The sequence below is a fragment of the Ferviditalea candida genome (assembly GCF_035282765.1).
Taxonomy (GTDB): domain Bacteria; phylum Bacillota; class Bacilli; order Paenibacillales; family KCTC-25726; genus Ferviditalea; species Ferviditalea candida.
In genome coordinates this window covers 1-15835 of sequence record NZ_JAYJLD010000057.1, presented here as the reverse complement: position 1 = coordinate 15835, position 15835 = coordinate 1, and the positions used below count along the sequence as shown (strand labels likewise).

The window sequence follows — 15835 nt, the reverse complement described above, 5'->3', positions numbered from 1 at the left end:
GAATCCTGATCGCCACACTGACGTCGGTGACGAAAACAAAAAACCACCGTCATTGGCGGTTCCGAATTCACTGTCAATTAAAGTGGCTGATGACAACATGACAAAGACGCAGAATAGCGATTAGGCGATTCCGACAACGTTACAACGATGATCAACTGCCCGGCTTTCCCATCCGAAGGAGGGGTAAAACGGGTGGAACAGGGTTAAGCAGGATGAGGAAGCCGAGGCTCACTCAGACATGATCGCTCTAAACGGATGATCCGGATCCACCGGTAGGAGGCTGTGAAATCGGCGCGAAGCTACGCTTCTCCGACTTCCGTTCCTCGCCCTTCGGACTGCGGTACGGGTTCGGCTACGTCCACACATCATGTCTTTGCAACTGGTAATTCATTTCAGTCTCTTTCTAGCTGTCCGGATCAACTGGAAATTGACTTAAAATGAGCTTCTAAACTAATTATACGAGGGGGTTCGAAATGAAAACAAAAAAGAAGGTTATTATTATAATTGCAAGTTTTTTATGTTAATCCTTCCTATTCTTCTATATTATGTTAATGAAGGGTCTCCGATAAGTAGATATAAATTTAAACATGAAGTATTGAGCTATATTAGGGAAAGATTTTCTCAAAGCATTGTCATTGAAAAGATAAACTACAGTTTTAAAAATGGTACCTATTGGGTTATGGCGTATCCAGAAAACAATAAAGAACTAAAGTTTCAAATATCTGAGTCTTGGAATGGCCAGGGTTTATGGGATGATTATTTAACTTCAACATGGAAATACGAAGTGAATGAGGAACTAGGGTCATTTGTAAGAAGCGTAAGTGTAGATTCATATAAAGATACAGCAAGTATTTATTTGGGCAACACTATACCTGTAGTTAAAAAATACACTACAATTCCTTACGGTAAAGTTCCCAGTTATCAAGATGTAAAACAAGAACTAAAAAAAGGTACGACTATTTATATAAGCATAAATCGAAATTATAAGGTAGATAGCACAAATGACGTATATAGCGATATTTATAAGATCATACAATTTATTAAAATGGGAGGATACACTTTTGAACATATTTATTTAAGCCTTAAAGAAGATAAAAAGGATTCTTCCACTTGGAAAACCTTTACTTTCAACTCTCTAGAAAATGTGAATAGAAAAGAAGATATATTAAAATTTCAGGATAAATAATAATGTCGGTGTCTAAGAGCTTTAACGTAAAGATGGAAACTGGTAGCATTAATTCAACCACAAACGAGACTAATCTCTCGCTTGTGGTTCTTTTTTGCTTGTCTTCGGAAAAAAAGCCTTGACGGGTAACCACAATGCGACTAACCTCGCTTGTGGTTTCTTTTCACCCTCCATCTTCCGCCGCTGTATCGCTCCCAACGAAAATACGTTAAATGAGATGTAACGGCGGCATCTTGCTTAAACAATGCTTAACAATGATGCAGTCTTGCATGTTCTGCCAATCAGTACCGTTTCAGCATATGCATGATTTCGGTTTGTAAATCGCAACTTCAAAATTATTGCTTAAATCTTGAGAAAATAGATGCTTAACGGATTGGCAATCACGGGAACTCCGGCAACGGCAACAACGGCAAGGGAGTCGGTTCCTGCGGCGGCTCCACGGCAACGGGCATCGACAACGCGCTGGAGCGCGGCCAAGGCAAAAAGCTCGGCTTGTACAAGAAGCTGCAGGACCAGTGGGCCGGACAATTGGCACCCGGCCAGCTTCAGCCCGGCAACATCGAGCACATTCTGGGCGTCATCGACAACATCGTCAACGGCGAAGTGAACCTGCCGCCGGGGCGAGCACGAGCCCCTGTTCAAGCTGGTTCGCGAGGTCGGCGCCGGATACACGATCGTCGGCACGACCTTGCGTAAGGTGTCCAATTGTCTCAAAAGCGCCGCCAATCCGCCTTTACCTTTGGTGCAGTATGGATACGCAGAGGATTTAGCATAGAAAAGGACCGCTCAATGATTTCGGGACGGTCCTTTATTAAAGATTATTATTCCGTGGCGACCGACTGATCCGCCTGTTGGGTAATCGGGATAATGCGGACAAAATGTGCATCGAGATCGCTAAGCAGCCGCTCCACTTTGGCTGCGGACTCCGATTGACCGGCATTGGCCAACTCGTTCCGATACGCCCCGAGCAGCTCTTGCAAATCCTTGCGGCCCTGGTCGTTCAGTGAAACGATTTTGACTTTCGCTCCTTTAGCGATTCGGCGTTCGACGGCTGGAACGTCGAGTCCCATTTCCGGCACAAGCCGCTGGTAAACCACGCCGCCCGTCATGCCGGCGCAGATCCATGGGCCGGGATCGCCGAGCACAACCGCACGGCCGTTGGTCATATATTCAAAGGCAAAGCCTTTCAGGTTGGCTCGGGAAGCGATCGATCCGAGCTCATCCTTCAGCGGCGCGGCAAGCTCTCCGCCGAATACCACATCCGCTCCGGAAAAGCGGATGCAGGCGCGGGAATCGGCATTGCCCTGGATCAGGAACAAGCCTTTTTGCGCACCGTAGGCAAACGATTTGCCGACCGATCCGTTGAGATATTGTCCGGTGCGTCCGGAAGCCTTCAGAACGGCGACCTTGCCGCCGAAAGCCATTTTGCCGACGCCGTCCTCCGCGCCTCCGTGCACCGTAATGTTCACGCCGCGGGCGTTGAACGCGGCCAAGCCGTTGCCCGGGACGGAGCCGTCCGTGAGCACGAGGGATACCGGCGGGAGTCTGTCGTAGCTTCCGTCAAAACGGTCTCTGACGCGGTGGCTGGCATAGCGCGAGCCGACGATGCGGGATTCGGCGGTCACCTTGGACCAAACCTTTTCCACCGGTCCGCTGAAGGCGAGCGCGTCGGGGAAGAATTCCCGTCCTTCCGCCCCGGCGGCAATAGCCATAATATCCGAGGTGGAGATATTCGAACCGAGCTCCATTGACGGCGAAATGAACTGTACGGGCGCCGGACGAAGGATATCGGCCAGATCGATTTTGTCCATAAGCGCAACCTGCTTCAAGAGGTCGGAACGTCCCACAAGATCTTGGGCATGCTTGAATCCGAGCTTGCCGACAATTTGCTTGATCTCTTCACCCATGCCGCTGAACAGACGGACCAAATTGTCCACGCCCTGCTCATATACGCGGGGAACGAACCGGCGAAGTCCTTTTTCCTCTGCTTCCTCCAGTGAATCAATCTGGGTGGCGATGCCGACGTGGCAAGTGTCCAAATGGCAGCCGCGGCAGGTCGTACAGCCGATGGCCTGCATGGAGATGCTTCCGAAGCCGCAGCGGTTGGCGCCGAGCAGCATCATTTTGACGACGTCGGTTCCGGATTTCATGCCGCCGTCCGCCCAGACTTCCACTTTGTGCCGCAGTCCCGCTTCAATCAGCGCGACGTGAGCCAGCTTCGTGCCGATTTCCGTCGGCAGGCCGACGTGCTGCAGGGAGTGCATGCGGGCAGCGCCCGTGCCGCCGTCAAATCCGGACAAGGTAATGACGTCCGCCCCGGCTTTGGCAACGCCGACGGCAATCGTTCCAATGCCCGGAACGACGGGAACCTTCACGATGACCTTGGCTTGGCGTCCGCTGGCTTCTTTCAGCTCGGAGATGATTTGGGCCAAGTCCTCGATGGAATAGATGTCATGATTGTTCGACGGCGAAATCAGATCCGACCCGATTGTTGCATTGCGCGCGGCGGCGATTTTCGCCGTCACTTTCGAACCAGGCAGATGTCCGCCTTCGCCCGGCTTGGCGCCTTGGCCGATTTTGATTTCCAGGAATGCAACGGCATTCGCAAGCTCGACGTTGACTCCGAAGCGCCCGGAAGCGATCTGCGCTCCACGGGTCTTCTTGTAGCGGCCGAGCATGTCTTTAATTTCTCCGCCTTCACCGTTCATGGTGACCATGTTCAGACGTTCTCCGGCTTCGGCATAGGCTCTGAAGGCCGTTTCGTTCTGCGAGCCGAAGGACATCGAAGAGATCAGCATGGGCAGGCTGTGGTCGCCGACACTGATGTCGACTTCGGCAGGAGACAGCTCCTTGCGCTCCTGCCAAGCCTTTTCAAAGTTGAAATCGGCGACATGTCGAATGGAAATCGGGTTTTTCTCCTCTTCTTCCCGAAGCTTATCCGCATAGTCGGAGTAAGGCGCGCTGCCGTCCGAAGCATCGTTCAGCGCTTTCCACATGCGCGTAAAGAAATGGAAGTTGCGTGCTGCTTTTGACTTAGGATTGCGCAGATCCGCGTATCGCTGTTCAGCGTCCCGCTCCAAATCGGCAAAGCCGATGCCGGCGCGTTCGCTGCCCAGATAATTGACAATGTCCAAGACTTCCGACACTTCCGGCTTGAGTCCGATGGACGAGAAGAACCGGGTATAACCGCGCAGCTCATGTGTTCCGATGGTCGAGATGACTTTCTCCAGACCTTTCTGCAGCGCAGAATAAACCTTGTAGGCCGCTTCCGCGCCTTCCTTTTGAGCGGCGGTGGCGAACAATAAGTACGGAGACAGGATATCCGCGCCCAATCCTACAGCGACGGCAATGTCATGCAGATTGCGGATGGCGCCGGAGCGAAGCGCGATTGATGCTTGACGGCGCAAATTGTCGCCATACTGCAGCTTGACGGATTTGAGCGCAATATCTACTTTGGAAACCGCCAAATGCGGGTCCATCCACAGCTGTCCCTCTTCAAAAACTTTGGAATCGTCAAGCACAAGCAGGGAAGCGCCGGCCTTGACGGCGTCAATGGCGTCATTTGCCAGCCGGTCAAGCGCATCCTTCAATCCTGTGCCTTGCGGATAAGCGATCGGCAGATCAGCCACAGCCCGTTCGTCGGAGCTGCGGAATTGGGCGATCAGCTGTTCAAGAGAGAGCTGGTTCAGAACATCCTGGCCGTGGACGCCGAGCGTTCCCTCCATCACCAACGGAGCAGGCAATTCCATGCGAAGCCGCCCGTCAATTTCACCGTAAACGGCCGGTCTGGGACCGACAACGACGCGGGTCGAGAAATGCTCCATTTCCCGGTCGCGGTCGATTGCGGGATTGGTGACGACCGCGACGCTTTCCTTAATAAAGTCAGGAATATTCTGGCGCTCCCAGTTCATGCAGGCCAGCGGCCCGTCATGGCCCAGCGAGCGAATCGGTTCGGCGCCCGTTTTGGACATCGTTTCGATCATTTGAATGCCCTCGCGGTCCCAGCCGAATGCGCTGTATACCGAGTCGCTGATTTCCACATCGGGATGAGCGGCTGCATCCAGCTCACTTTTCGCAAAGGAAAGATGCTTGCGCATGCCGGAGAAGTCAACGCGTTTGGCGGCGCGTTCAAGCACCAGCTCTTGAATGCCGCTATAGTCCACAACTCGAACCTGTTCGTTTGGTGTCAGCACGACGCCGATCTTTTCGCCGGGGGCTATCGATTTCGGTTCTGCGACCATCTCGCCGACCGTGACGACTCCCTGCTCGGAGGAGAAATACAGGGAAGATTCACTTTCCACCATCCAAAGCGGACGCAAGCCCAGTGCATCGACGCTGAAGACGCATTCGTTGCCGTATCTGGATACGATGGCGGCCGGTCCTTGGGCATAATGGCCCCAAATTTGCCGATAATAAACATAGAGATCCTGCAGCTCTTCGCGGAACAGCTTCATCTCATTGATAATCGGCGGGAAGATGAGCTCCATGGCTTCGAACAAGCTGAAGCCGAAACGGTGAATCAGCGTCTCGATCGTACGGTTCATATTCTGTGAATCGCTTCCGCCATCAACCAGCGGAACGCCGATCATTTCCGCTTCGTACAGCATTTTTTTGATCGTATTGATTTCCCCGTTGTGGCCCAAAATAGAAAAAGGCTGGACGCGGAAAAAGTTGGAGAGGGTGTTTGTCGAATAACGGTTGTGTCCGATGGTGACCTGAGCGGCAAACAGCGAATCCTGCGTATCCTTGAAATATTTCGGCAAAATGCTGGCCGAGCCCATGACCTTATAGGCGGCCGAAGCGTTATTCAAGGAAGCCACATGCACATTGAACCGGTTTTCGATGTCGATATGCAGCTCGAACAGATGGTCGTTGACGATGACGTCAGTTTTTTTGCAGTAGCCGGCAATTTGCCAGAATGTCGGCTCGTCATTCCGCGCATTCGGGCCGAGCACTTCGCTGTTGACCTGATTCTCAAGCTCCATGATAATATCAATTTCATATTTTCCAAACATATTGCGAATTTCGCTCTGGATACCGGCGACCGGAAGATCCAGCTTGCGCGGCACAAAAATATGCGCAATCACGAATTTGTCGTCATGAACGAGCTTTCCGTCCAGTCCGGCATCGGAAAGCCTTTTCTTCCATAATTGTCGCGGTATGTCCGTCAAAATGCCGCATCCGTCGCCCTCCCCGTCGATAAAGCCAGAGCGGTGCTCCATTTTGACCAAGGCATCAATCGTTTTTTGCACGTTATCGCGCGAGGGTTTGCCGTTTTTTTCGATGATGCAGATAACCCCGCAGCTATCATGCTCTTCTTGGAGCAGCTTGCTGAAACGGCCTTCATCCAACATTCTCTGATTCATTGTAGGGTCAGTGGGTCTGACCTTCACCTCCAATTGCTTAGTAACACAAGACAAATACCGCTCTGTTCTCGTATGAATAAATATGCAGAAAATTTGCATACTTCCAAATCACTCTTCCTGCTTTCTCTGCAGGGGAGTACATGTAAAGAATCAAAAAACCCATAAGAAGGGCAGAATATTTATAGGATAACACGAATTTTTTCATCCGACAATAGTTAGAAAGAGCACAAATTTGTGAAAGCGTTTTTCCTTGTGAGGGTTGAAATATTTGGATTTTTGGGGCATGAATATAGAAAATAAAAATACCGAATATTCGACAGATAAATGCCGCGAATAATTCGGTTATTAGTCCATTTTGATCATTTTCGATTGATACGATTATTTTTATGAATTATGCATTTTTTCAATTGAATATTCAGCAGCGGCAATCGTATGCTCAATATCCTCTTCGCTGTGGGAGAGTGTCAGGAACCACGCTTCATACTTTGAAGGGGCGAGGCAAATGCCCTGATCAAGCATCAGTCGGAAGAAGCGGGCGAATTGCTCCCCGTCGGTATCCCGGGCTTGCTCGTAATTAGTGACGGGATGGCTGCAGAAATGGGTGGAAAAGGCTCCGACCAGACGGTTAATAGTCAGTGGTATGCCGTGCTTATCCGCAGCTTGCTGAATTCCCCGCACCAATCGGTCGGCCATTCCGTCGAGCCGCTGGTAAATTCCGGGCTGCCGAAGCACTTCCAAACAAGCGATTCCCGCGGAAATGGAAGCGGGATTGCCGGCCATCGTGCCGGCTTGATAGGCAGGTCCGAGGGGAGCCACCTGGTCCATGATTTCCTTGCGCCCGCCGTACGCTCCGATCGGCAGTCCGCCGCCGATGATCTTGCCGAGCGCGGTCAAATCCGGCTCGATGGCGGAATGGTCGGAAAAGCCCGGAAAGTTTTGGGCACCGCCGTAATGAAAACGAAAGCCGGTGATGACCTCGTCATAGATGACCAACGCGCCGTGCATTCGTGTCAAAGAACAGACTTGCTCCAGAAAACCGGGTTCGGGGACAACGATCCCGAAATTCCCCACAATCGGCTCGAGCATGACGCCCGCCGTCTGATCGCCCCATTGATGAAGAGCTGACTTCAGTGCTTCAACATCATTGTAAGGCACGGTAATGACTTCTTGAGCGATGCTTCCCGGAATCCCGGCGCTGTCCGGAATCCCCAGCGTTGAAGGGCCGGAGCCTGCAGCCACAAGCACCAAATCGGAATGCCCGTGATAGCAGCCGGCGAATTTGATGATTTTGGTTCTTCCCGTATAAGCTCTCGCTACACGAATTGTGGTCATTACAGCTTCCGTGCCGGAATTGACAAAACGGACTTTATCCATGGAGGGAATGGCCTCTTTGAGCATCTGGGCAAAAATGATTTCCAGTTCGGTCGGTGTCCCGTACAAGGTGCCGTTGCGCGCCGAGTTGACAATAGCCTCGATTACATGGGGATGAGCATGTCCCAGGATGATAGGCCCATAAGCAGCCAGATAATCGATGTATCGATTGCCGTCCTCATCCCAAAAGTAAGCCCCCTTTGCCCGTTTCATGAATACGGGTGCGCCTCCGCCGACCGCTTTGAATGAACGGGAAGGGCTGTTGACCCCGCCGACAATGTGCTGCAGCGCTTCCTGATACAGTTGCTCGGACCTGCTCCGATTTATGTTCATTCTCCGAATTCTCCGTTCATTGTGGATTCGATTGGGATTGATTCGATTGGGATTTTGCGGGGGGTTCATTCCCGTTTTCCGGCTTGCGGCTGAACAGCTTCTCCACGAATTTTTGCAGCTCGCGTTCGTTCACTCCGATTACGGCCGCACCGCCGATTTTTTCATCTCTTAACAGTTGGGTCGGCGGCAGTTGAATGCCTTCCACCGCATCGGAACGGATTTCAAATCCCAAGGCGGACAGCTTCAGCATATCCATTATGGTAAGATTTGTTTCAATATATGGCTTAACCCTGTCCAGAATTTGCGGCAGCTTGATCAACGAATAGGTGGTCTGCAGCTTATATCCGATTGCCTGCAGAAATTTGCGCTGGCGTTCGGTGCGAGCGAAATCGGACATTGCGTCATGGCGGAAGCGGACATACTGTAAAGCCGTATTGCCGTCCAAATGCTGCATGCCCTTTTTCAAATTAATGTCATAAACATGGTCGTCGGCGGCGTCCGAGTACTTCATGTCCTTTTCGACGTAGTAATCAATTCCGCCAATGGCGTCGATGAGTTCGATAAAGCCTTTAAAATCCGTGTAGACATAGTATTGAATGGGGATCCCGGTCAATTGGGTTACCGTTTTCATTGCTAAATCCGGCCCTCCAAGCGTAATTGCGGCATTGATCCGTTCGTGATCGTGTCCTGGAATTTCCGTGTAGGTATCGCGCAGAATAGAAAATAAGTAAGCCGTTTTGCCGACGGGGTCAAGCGATGCGATCATGATGGTATCCGAACGCGGGATTTCATTTTTTCGCAGTCCGCGCGAATCGCCGCCCATCAACAGGATGTTGACGCGCTCGGTGCCTTCCCATTTCGGGGGCTGATAAACTTCTCCTTGATTCTGAAATTTCTTGAATCGGCTCGTTTCCGGTTTGGATTTGATGTCGTCGGCAAAATGCCAGATCGAATACGCGTAATAACCGGAAACCCCCAGCAGCGCCAGCATGGCGACAAGGAAAATTCGTATGCTCCAAATGCGTATTCCAGAGCGTGAACCGGATTGTCTCATGATTCATTCTGTCCTTTCCCTTTGAAAAAGGTTCGTGTATATTTACTTACAGATATATAATTGTATATGTTTTGACAATAGCAATATTATCATTTTATATGGGTTGAGGGCGTAAGTCGAGTCGCTTCCCGAAATTGTAAAATTGTTGCGACGAATGGGATTGGAGGAGAGAGCCCATGCAGGCGATAGAAGTCAGCAATCTGCATAAGGAATTTAGGGTGCAGAAAAATCGGGAAGGCTTGAAAGGCGCCTTTCAGGATTTATTCAAAAGAGAGTATAACCGGGTAGTAGCGGTGGATCATATCAGCTTTCAAATTCCCCAAGGGGAGATTTGCGGGTATATCGGCGAGAACGGGGCCGGCAAATCGACGACAATCAAGATGCTGACAGGGATTTTGATACCGACTTCCGGAGAACTGCGTGTCAACGGATATGTTCCCTATCGGGAAAGGGAAAAGTTCGTCCGGGGAATCGGCGTGGTCTTTGGACAGCGCAGCCAGCTTTGGTGGGATATCGGTGTGATCGAATCGTTCCGTCTGCTGCGTAAAGTATACCGTGTGCCCGAGCAGGAATTCAAACGGCGCTTGGACGAATTGGTGGAGCGGCTGCAGCTTGCGGACATTTTGAACCGGCCGGTACGCAAGCTGAGCCTCGGGCAACGGATGCGGTGCGAATTGGCGGCAGCGCTGATTCATAATCCGTCGGTTGTGTTTTTGGACGAACCGACGATCGGGCTTGATATACTGGTCAAGACGGAAATCCGCGAATTTTTGAAAGAGATGAACCGGACCTATGGAACGACGATCCTGCTGACCACCCACGATCTCCAAGATATTGAAGCGCTGTGCTCACGGGTAATCATGCTGGATGACGGAAAAATTATCTATGACGGCAGCTTGGACAGCCTGAAGCGCCGCTGGGGCAACGGAAGGGAAGTTGTGCTGCAGTTTTCCGGCGGCGTTTCGCTGGAGCGGCTTAAATTCCTGACGCAGGGCCTGGATGTTGTTTGGAGCCGGGAGAATGACTTGACCTTCAAAGTGTGGATACCGCATGGACCCGCAAGTGTGTCGCAAATCCTGGAGAAAGTCGTGCACGAAGACATTCGCGATATCAAAATTCTGGAGACGAATACCGATGAAATCGTCAGGCAGATTTATCAGACGGGCTCTGCGGAGGAAAGGCTGAACGGGGTGGAAGAGCTGCGGAAGCGGCAGGAAACCGAGGCGGCGGCCAAGGAGCCCGTCCTGCAGGGAGCGAATCGGACATGATCGGCGCATATTTGGATATGATGCGGATCCGCTTCCTGATGATGCTCGCCTATCGGACGAACTATTACAGCGGCATTGTGGTCTATGCCTTGAACATCGGCACGTATTACTTTCTGTGGCAGGCGATATACGGAGGAAGAGAAACGTTGGCCGGGATGACGGCCGAGCAGATGACCTCCTATGTCGCTGTGACTTGGATGGCGCGGGCGTTTTACTTTAACAATCTGGACCGGGAGATTGCCCAGGATATCCGGGACGGGGGGGTGGCGGTGCAGCTGATCCGCCCGTATCATTATTTGATGGCCAAATTCATGCAGGGATTGGGCGAGGGAATTTTCCGGCTGCTGCTTTTTTCCGCTCCCGGAATGCTGATCGTCTCGTTTATTTTTCCGATCCAATTTCCGAAAGATCCGGTGATTTGGGCTGTATTCCTGCTGATGCTGCTGTTCAGCTTCCTGATCAATTCGCAAATCAACATATTGACCGGCTTGTTTGCGTTTTTTGTGGAGAACAATGAAGGCATGATGCGGATGAAGCGGGTGGCCGTCGATCTGTTCTCGGGGCTGATCATTCCGCTGTCTTTTTTTCCGGGCTGGGCCGAAGTCCTGCTGAAGGTGCTTCCGTTTCAAGCAGTCACGTATCTGCCGGGCTCCGTATTTACCGGAAAGATCGGACCGGAATTAATCGCTTCCGTGCTGGCGGTTCAGGTATTCTGGACGCTGCTGTTGCTTGTGCCGATTCTCTGGGTATGGCGTGCAGCTAGAAGACGGCTGTTTGTTCAGGGGGGGTAGCCGTATGTTTTATTTATCATTGATGACCGATTATCTGAAAAATTATATGAAAACCCGGCTCACCTACAGATCCGATTTCTGGATTGAAGTGATTTCCGACCTGACCTTCAATTTGATGAATCTGCTGTTCATTCTCGTCGTGTTCCGCCATACAGCCGCTTTGGCCGGCTGGTCGGAAGCGGAGGTTGTATTCATATACGGATATTTCATGATTCCTTACGGGATTTTCAACTGTTTTTTCAACCTTTGGGGATTTACCGAACGGTACATTGTCAAAGGGGAAATGGACCGCATTTTGACCCGTCCGGCTTATAATTTGGCGCAGCTGTCGCTGGAAAACATGGACCCTTCATCGTTGTTCGGTTCATTGGTCGGCGCGGCAGTCATGGGCTATGCGTGGTCTCAGCTGGACGTTGCTTTCGCTTGGTACGATCCAATCGTACTTGTGCTGATGGTGCTCGGCTCCGTGATGATCTACGGCGGGATCTACATTTCCCTTGCGGCTTTATCCTTTTTTTCCGATGCGCCAACGGGCATTCTTCCGCTGATGTGGAATATCCAAAACTACGGCAGGTACCCTGTCGGGATTTACAACAAGGTCATTCGTCTGCTGCTCACTTGGGTGCTGCCGTTCGCGTTCGTGGGATTTTATCCTTCCGCCTATTTTCTGGACGGCGCCCATTACAGGAGCATTGCCCTTGCGACCCCGCTGGTCGGAGCGGTCTTTTTCACGATCGGGTTGTTCATCTGGAACTCCGGAGTCCGGCATTATCGGGGAGCAGGATCTTGAACGGTCGACCAACTTTTTGAACACGCTCTAAAAGTTTAGTATGATAATTATATTGTGATAATGAGTTGAGGAGTGATCTCATGAGTCAAGTTCAAGTGGGACAACCCGTTCCCGATTTCACACTGCCGGGATCGAACGGAAAAGACGTAAGCCTGAGCGACTTTCGCGGGAAGAATGTGGTCATCTATTTTTATCCGAAAGACATGACACCGGGATGCACGACGGAGTCGTGCGACTTCCGCGATTTTCATCCGCAGTTCGGGGAACTGGATGCCGAGGTGCTCGGAATCAGCCCTGACGATCTGAAGTCGCATGTCAAATTCATCGAGAAACACGGCTTGCCGTTTCTGCTGCTGGCGGACACGGATCATCGGATTTGTGAGATGTTCGGGGTCTGGACATTGAAAAAAAATTACGGCAAAGAGTACATGGGCGTGGAGCGTTCGACCTTCCTGATCGACAAGCAGGGCAAGCTCGCCAGGGAATGGCGGAAGGTGAAGGTTGCCGGTCACGTCGAGGAAGTGCTGGAAGCCGTGAAGCAGCTGTGAAGCGCTATTTGGCGGTGAAGCTGTGTTGAGCGGTGAAGGCCAGTTATCCTATTTTTAAGATCAGCCTGTTTTTCGCTTTGAACGGATGTGCGTCATTCGCCGGCGACAAATGGGCTTTTTTTCCATTTTCACAAAAACGTCAAACTGGCATTCCGCCGCTCGGGCGAAAAGAAGAAAATAAAAGAATATAATGGAAAAAAGAAGTTTGCGGGGAGGGGTTTCATGTTTGCGGATTGGAAGCGAAAAATGATTTTGCCGTCCATCATCACGGCATTGGCAATAGCCGTCGCCGCCGGAATTTGGTGGTATCGCGACTGGAACGTGCAGCAGAAGGACGCGCAGATGAAGAAGATGATTTGGATTAACGATGCGGCCGATAAACCGGCGGCGGATTTCCGGCTTACCGATCAGAACGGAAAGCCGATTTCCCTATCCGAATACAAGGGCAAGGTGGTTGTGCTGCAGTTTATGGATCCGGTATGTACGGATATATGCCCGATCGTCTCGCAGGAGGCGATCATGGCCGATCGGGAAATGGGCGATAAGAGCAAGCAGGTTGAATTTATCGCAGTCAATGTGAATGAATATCACTTATCCCAACAGGATGTCATGCAATTCTCTCAATCACACGGCTTAAACACGCTCCCCAATTGGCATTTTGTTACGGGGGATAAAGCGAGTCTTCAGGCGGTATGGAAGGCTTTCGGCATCGAAGTGATCCCCAACCCCGACGGGGATGTCGAGCACAGCGCCGATATGTATTTTATCGATAAGCAGGGCAAGGAACGCTATGTAGCTTACCCGGATAACGATCAAAAGAGCATATCGCAGTGGGGAAAAGGAATCGCCTATTTTGCCGAAAAGCTGATGTGAGCTTCGCTTCTCCGGGTTGTCTCCATATTTTCTCTATTAGACTGGCAGGATGATGGCATATCCTGAAAAGACCCTCCATATAATCTATCAATATCAGGTTTTGATAGAGCCAAATGGAGGTTTTTCAGATGAAGCGAAAATCGGTAAAGAAGACAAGATTCTCCGCATCGAGTGTTATCAGTTTGCTGTTGGTTTGCATGCTGTGTTTGCTTCAGCCGGCAGCGCCCGTTATGGCCGAACAGGCGGGGGCCGGTCCCGCGGTTCGGCAGAATCCGGCAGACATTTATCATACATTGGCTTCGGGCGAGCGCGTATTCCTGCCCAGGGATTATGCCGTACCGGTTAAGCCCACGGTTTATCTCACCTTTGACGACGGTCCCAGCAGACTGACGCCCAAGGTGCTCGACATATTGAAGCGGGAAGGAATTCAGGCTACATTTTTTGTGCTTGGCGAATTGGCTGAAGGCAACCCCAAAATGATTCAGAGAATCGTGCGGGAAGGCCATTCGATCGGCAATCATTCCTATAATCATGAGTACTCTCAACTATATGACAGCTTTGATCATTTTTGGGGGCAGATTCAAAAAACAGAGGACATTCTGTACGGCATCGCAGGCATCCGGCCCCGGCTGATACGGGCTCCCGGCGGGACCTTCGGGCATTTTGACCCGTTCTACTTCTATTATTTGGATCAGGCGGGATACCAGGTGTACGATTGGAACATCGACAGCGGTGATTCGAAGCGCCGTCATGTTCCTTCCGGCGAGATGATCAGCGAGGTGGAAAAGGGGCCGTTCCCCCACGAAATTTACCTGCTGATGCATGATGGCTCCGGCCATGACGAATCGGTCAAGGCGCTGCCCGAAATTATCCGGTTTTTCAAACAGAAAGGGTATGTTTTCGCTCCGCTGACTCCTTCGGTCCGGCCGATCATGTTTCATTCGGGCAAATTGCTGCATCCCCGGTTTACGAGCCTCCCGACTTTTGAGCGCAACATGGCTGATGTGACCGATTACGAACGGCGGTTCAGCGGCGGTGCTGCGGGTGCAGTTGGACTGGCTGAAGCGAATCTGGAGCAGCTGCAGTCGCTGATTCACCAGTCGGAAGTGGCGGTGTCGGAGTCCGCGAAGGCGCTCCAGCTTTTGCAAAATCCGCCCCTGCAGGTTCGCTGGGAAGCCGGTCAACAGCAAAAGATCCTTGATTTGGAACAGTATGATTTGCGGAATGACTCGATTTTCGTGCCTGTCAGGCAGTTTGTCGAGGGGATGGGCGGCACGGTTGAGTGGAATGAAGACGCGGGGACGGTCAAAGTTCGATACGGATACCGGACAATGACCTGCAATATCGATAGCCGAATCCTTACTGTGAATTCCGTACAGGGAACGGAGGAACGCAATGTGCTGGCGGGCGTCTATTTGGAGAACGGGTCCGTCATGATTCAGCTGCGGACGGCTGCCACATTATTAGGAATGCAAATTGACGATTACTCCCTTGAACAGGGCAAACGGGAAATATTCATAAGTCAGGTGAAACCTCCGCTGCTGGCGCTTTTCGAAACGGAATGGCTGCGCATGCGGTCGAACAGCTTCTACGCTTATATGAATCAACTTGTCACGAAGTATTCGTTCTCATAATGCGTTCTGGTGATGGAAAGCCCAGCCCGATATTTAGGAGTGAGGAGAAAAATCAGCTTTTTCAAGGTCGTTATCCACAATTTGGGGGAAGAAGCGGGAAAAGGATTTTTCGTCATGCCGGAAAAGATCCGGTAACTTTCCGGCCATATGGGTCACACTGATTGAACAATACAGCCATGTAGAAGTCCGCATGGCTGTATTCTGTGTTGTGGAAAAAAACATTGCCGACAAGTAAAGGAGGACGGTACCCATGGGTGCGAACAGTCTATCCCATAATCTGAGACCATCAGTACAGTTGGGATTATTAATAAGGGAAAGCAAGAAGAGAGGATCATTGAATATAAGGAAATCTGTTTGATTACTGGGTCCATTACACTTTGTTGCATAAAAACTTCATAATTGGTGAAAATAAAGTTCGTACAATTTCAGTTGTTCGACATTTTCGACATTATTTTATAAATTTTGTGCAATGTTACATTATTATAATTAATATTTAGGACTTAAGCAAGTATTTATTTCAAAACATGTCGTTGTGCTGTGATAATGTCACCCTGTAACTGTTCTGAGATAATGTCACTATGGGACAGGAGACATTGACATTGACTAGAGCAGAGTTGAAGA

11 protein-coding genes are annotated in these 15835 nt (G+C 50.8%); 7 read left to right on the top strand and 4 right to left on the bottom strand.

Features of this window, described 5'->3' with window-relative positions:
* Positions 1-595 precede the first annotated feature (595 nt).
* A complete protein-coding gene (locus VF724_RS20145) occupies positions 596-1186 on the top strand; it encodes a hypothetical protein (RefSeq protein WP_371756025.1) in 591 nt (196 codons plus the stop codon).
* A 342-nt stretch (positions 1187-1528) separates the two neighbouring features.
* On the opposite strand, the gene VF724_RS20140 is transcribed toward VF724_RS20145, so the two are convergent.
* From VF724_RS20140 to VF724_RS20125, 4 genes are all read right to left on the bottom strand, one after another.
* Positions 1529-1900, bottom strand: coding sequence for a hypothetical protein (locus tag VF724_RS20140; protein ID WP_371756024.1), 372 nt, complete (start codon positions 1898-1900; stop codon positions 1529-1531).
* A 107-nt stretch (positions 1901-2007) separates the two neighbouring features.
* Positions 2008-6540: a glutamate synthase-related protein gene (locus tag VF724_RS20135; protein WP_371756027.1), complete on the bottom strand. Its 4533-nt coding sequence runs from the start codon at positions 6538-6540 to the stop codon at positions 2008-2010.
* 396 nt (positions 6541-6936) lie between these two features.
* Positions 6937-8256 (bottom strand): glutamate-1-semialdehyde 2,1-aminomutase, encoded by a 1320-nt coding sequence (locus VF724_RS20130; protein ID WP_371756023.1) that lies wholly within the window; start codon positions 8254-8256, stop codon positions 6937-6939.
* A gap of 16 nt (positions 8257-8272) precedes the next feature.
* Positions 8273-9247, bottom strand: coding sequence for an LCP family protein (locus VF724_RS20125; RefSeq protein ID WP_371756026.1), 975 nt, complete (start codon positions 9245-9247; stop codon positions 8273-8275).
* 239 nt (positions 9248-9486) lie between these two features.
* Here VF724_RS20125 and VF724_RS20120 point away from each other — a divergent pair, with 239 nt between their 5' ends.
* From VF724_RS20120 to VF724_RS20095, 6 genes are all read left to right on the top strand, one after another.
* A complete protein-coding gene (locus tag VF724_RS20120) occupies positions 9487-10578 on the top strand; it encodes an ABC transporter ATP-binding protein (RefSeq protein ID WP_371756022.1) in 1092 nt (363 codons plus the stop codon).
* A complete protein-coding gene (locus VF724_RS20115) occupies positions 10575-11369 on the top strand; it encodes an ABC transporter permease (protein WP_371756021.1) in 795 nt (264 codons plus the stop codon). The genes VF724_RS20120 and VF724_RS20115 overlap by 4 nt, the downstream gene beginning before the upstream one ends.
* Positions 11370-11373: 4 nt before the next feature.
* Positions 11374-12159 carry an ABC transporter permease gene (locus tag VF724_RS20110; protein WP_371756020.1) on the top strand — a complete coding sequence of 262 codons (786 nt, stop codon included), beginning with the start codon at positions 11374-11376 and terminating at the stop codon, positions 12157-12159.
* Positions 12160-12239: 80 nt separating this feature from the next.
* The gene (gene bcp, locus VF724_RS20105) at positions 12240-12707 is read left to right on the top strand and encodes a thioredoxin-dependent thiol peroxidase (RefSeq protein ID WP_371756019.1); all 468 of its coding nucleotides are present in this window, start codon (positions 12240-12242) and stop codon (positions 12705-12707) included.
* Positions 12708-12929: 222 nt separating this feature from the next.
* On the top strand, positions 12930-13580 hold the full coding sequence (locus VF724_RS20100; RefSeq protein WP_371756018.1) for an SCO family protein: 651 nt from the start codon (positions 12930-12932) through the stop codon (positions 13578-13580).
* A gap of 128 nt (positions 13581-13708) precedes the next feature.
* On the top strand, positions 13709-15214 hold the full coding sequence (locus tag VF724_RS20095) for a polysaccharide deacetylase (protein ID WP_371756017.1): 1506 nt from the start codon (positions 13709-13711) through the stop codon (positions 15212-15214).
* Positions 15215-15835: the final 621 nt, after the last annotated feature.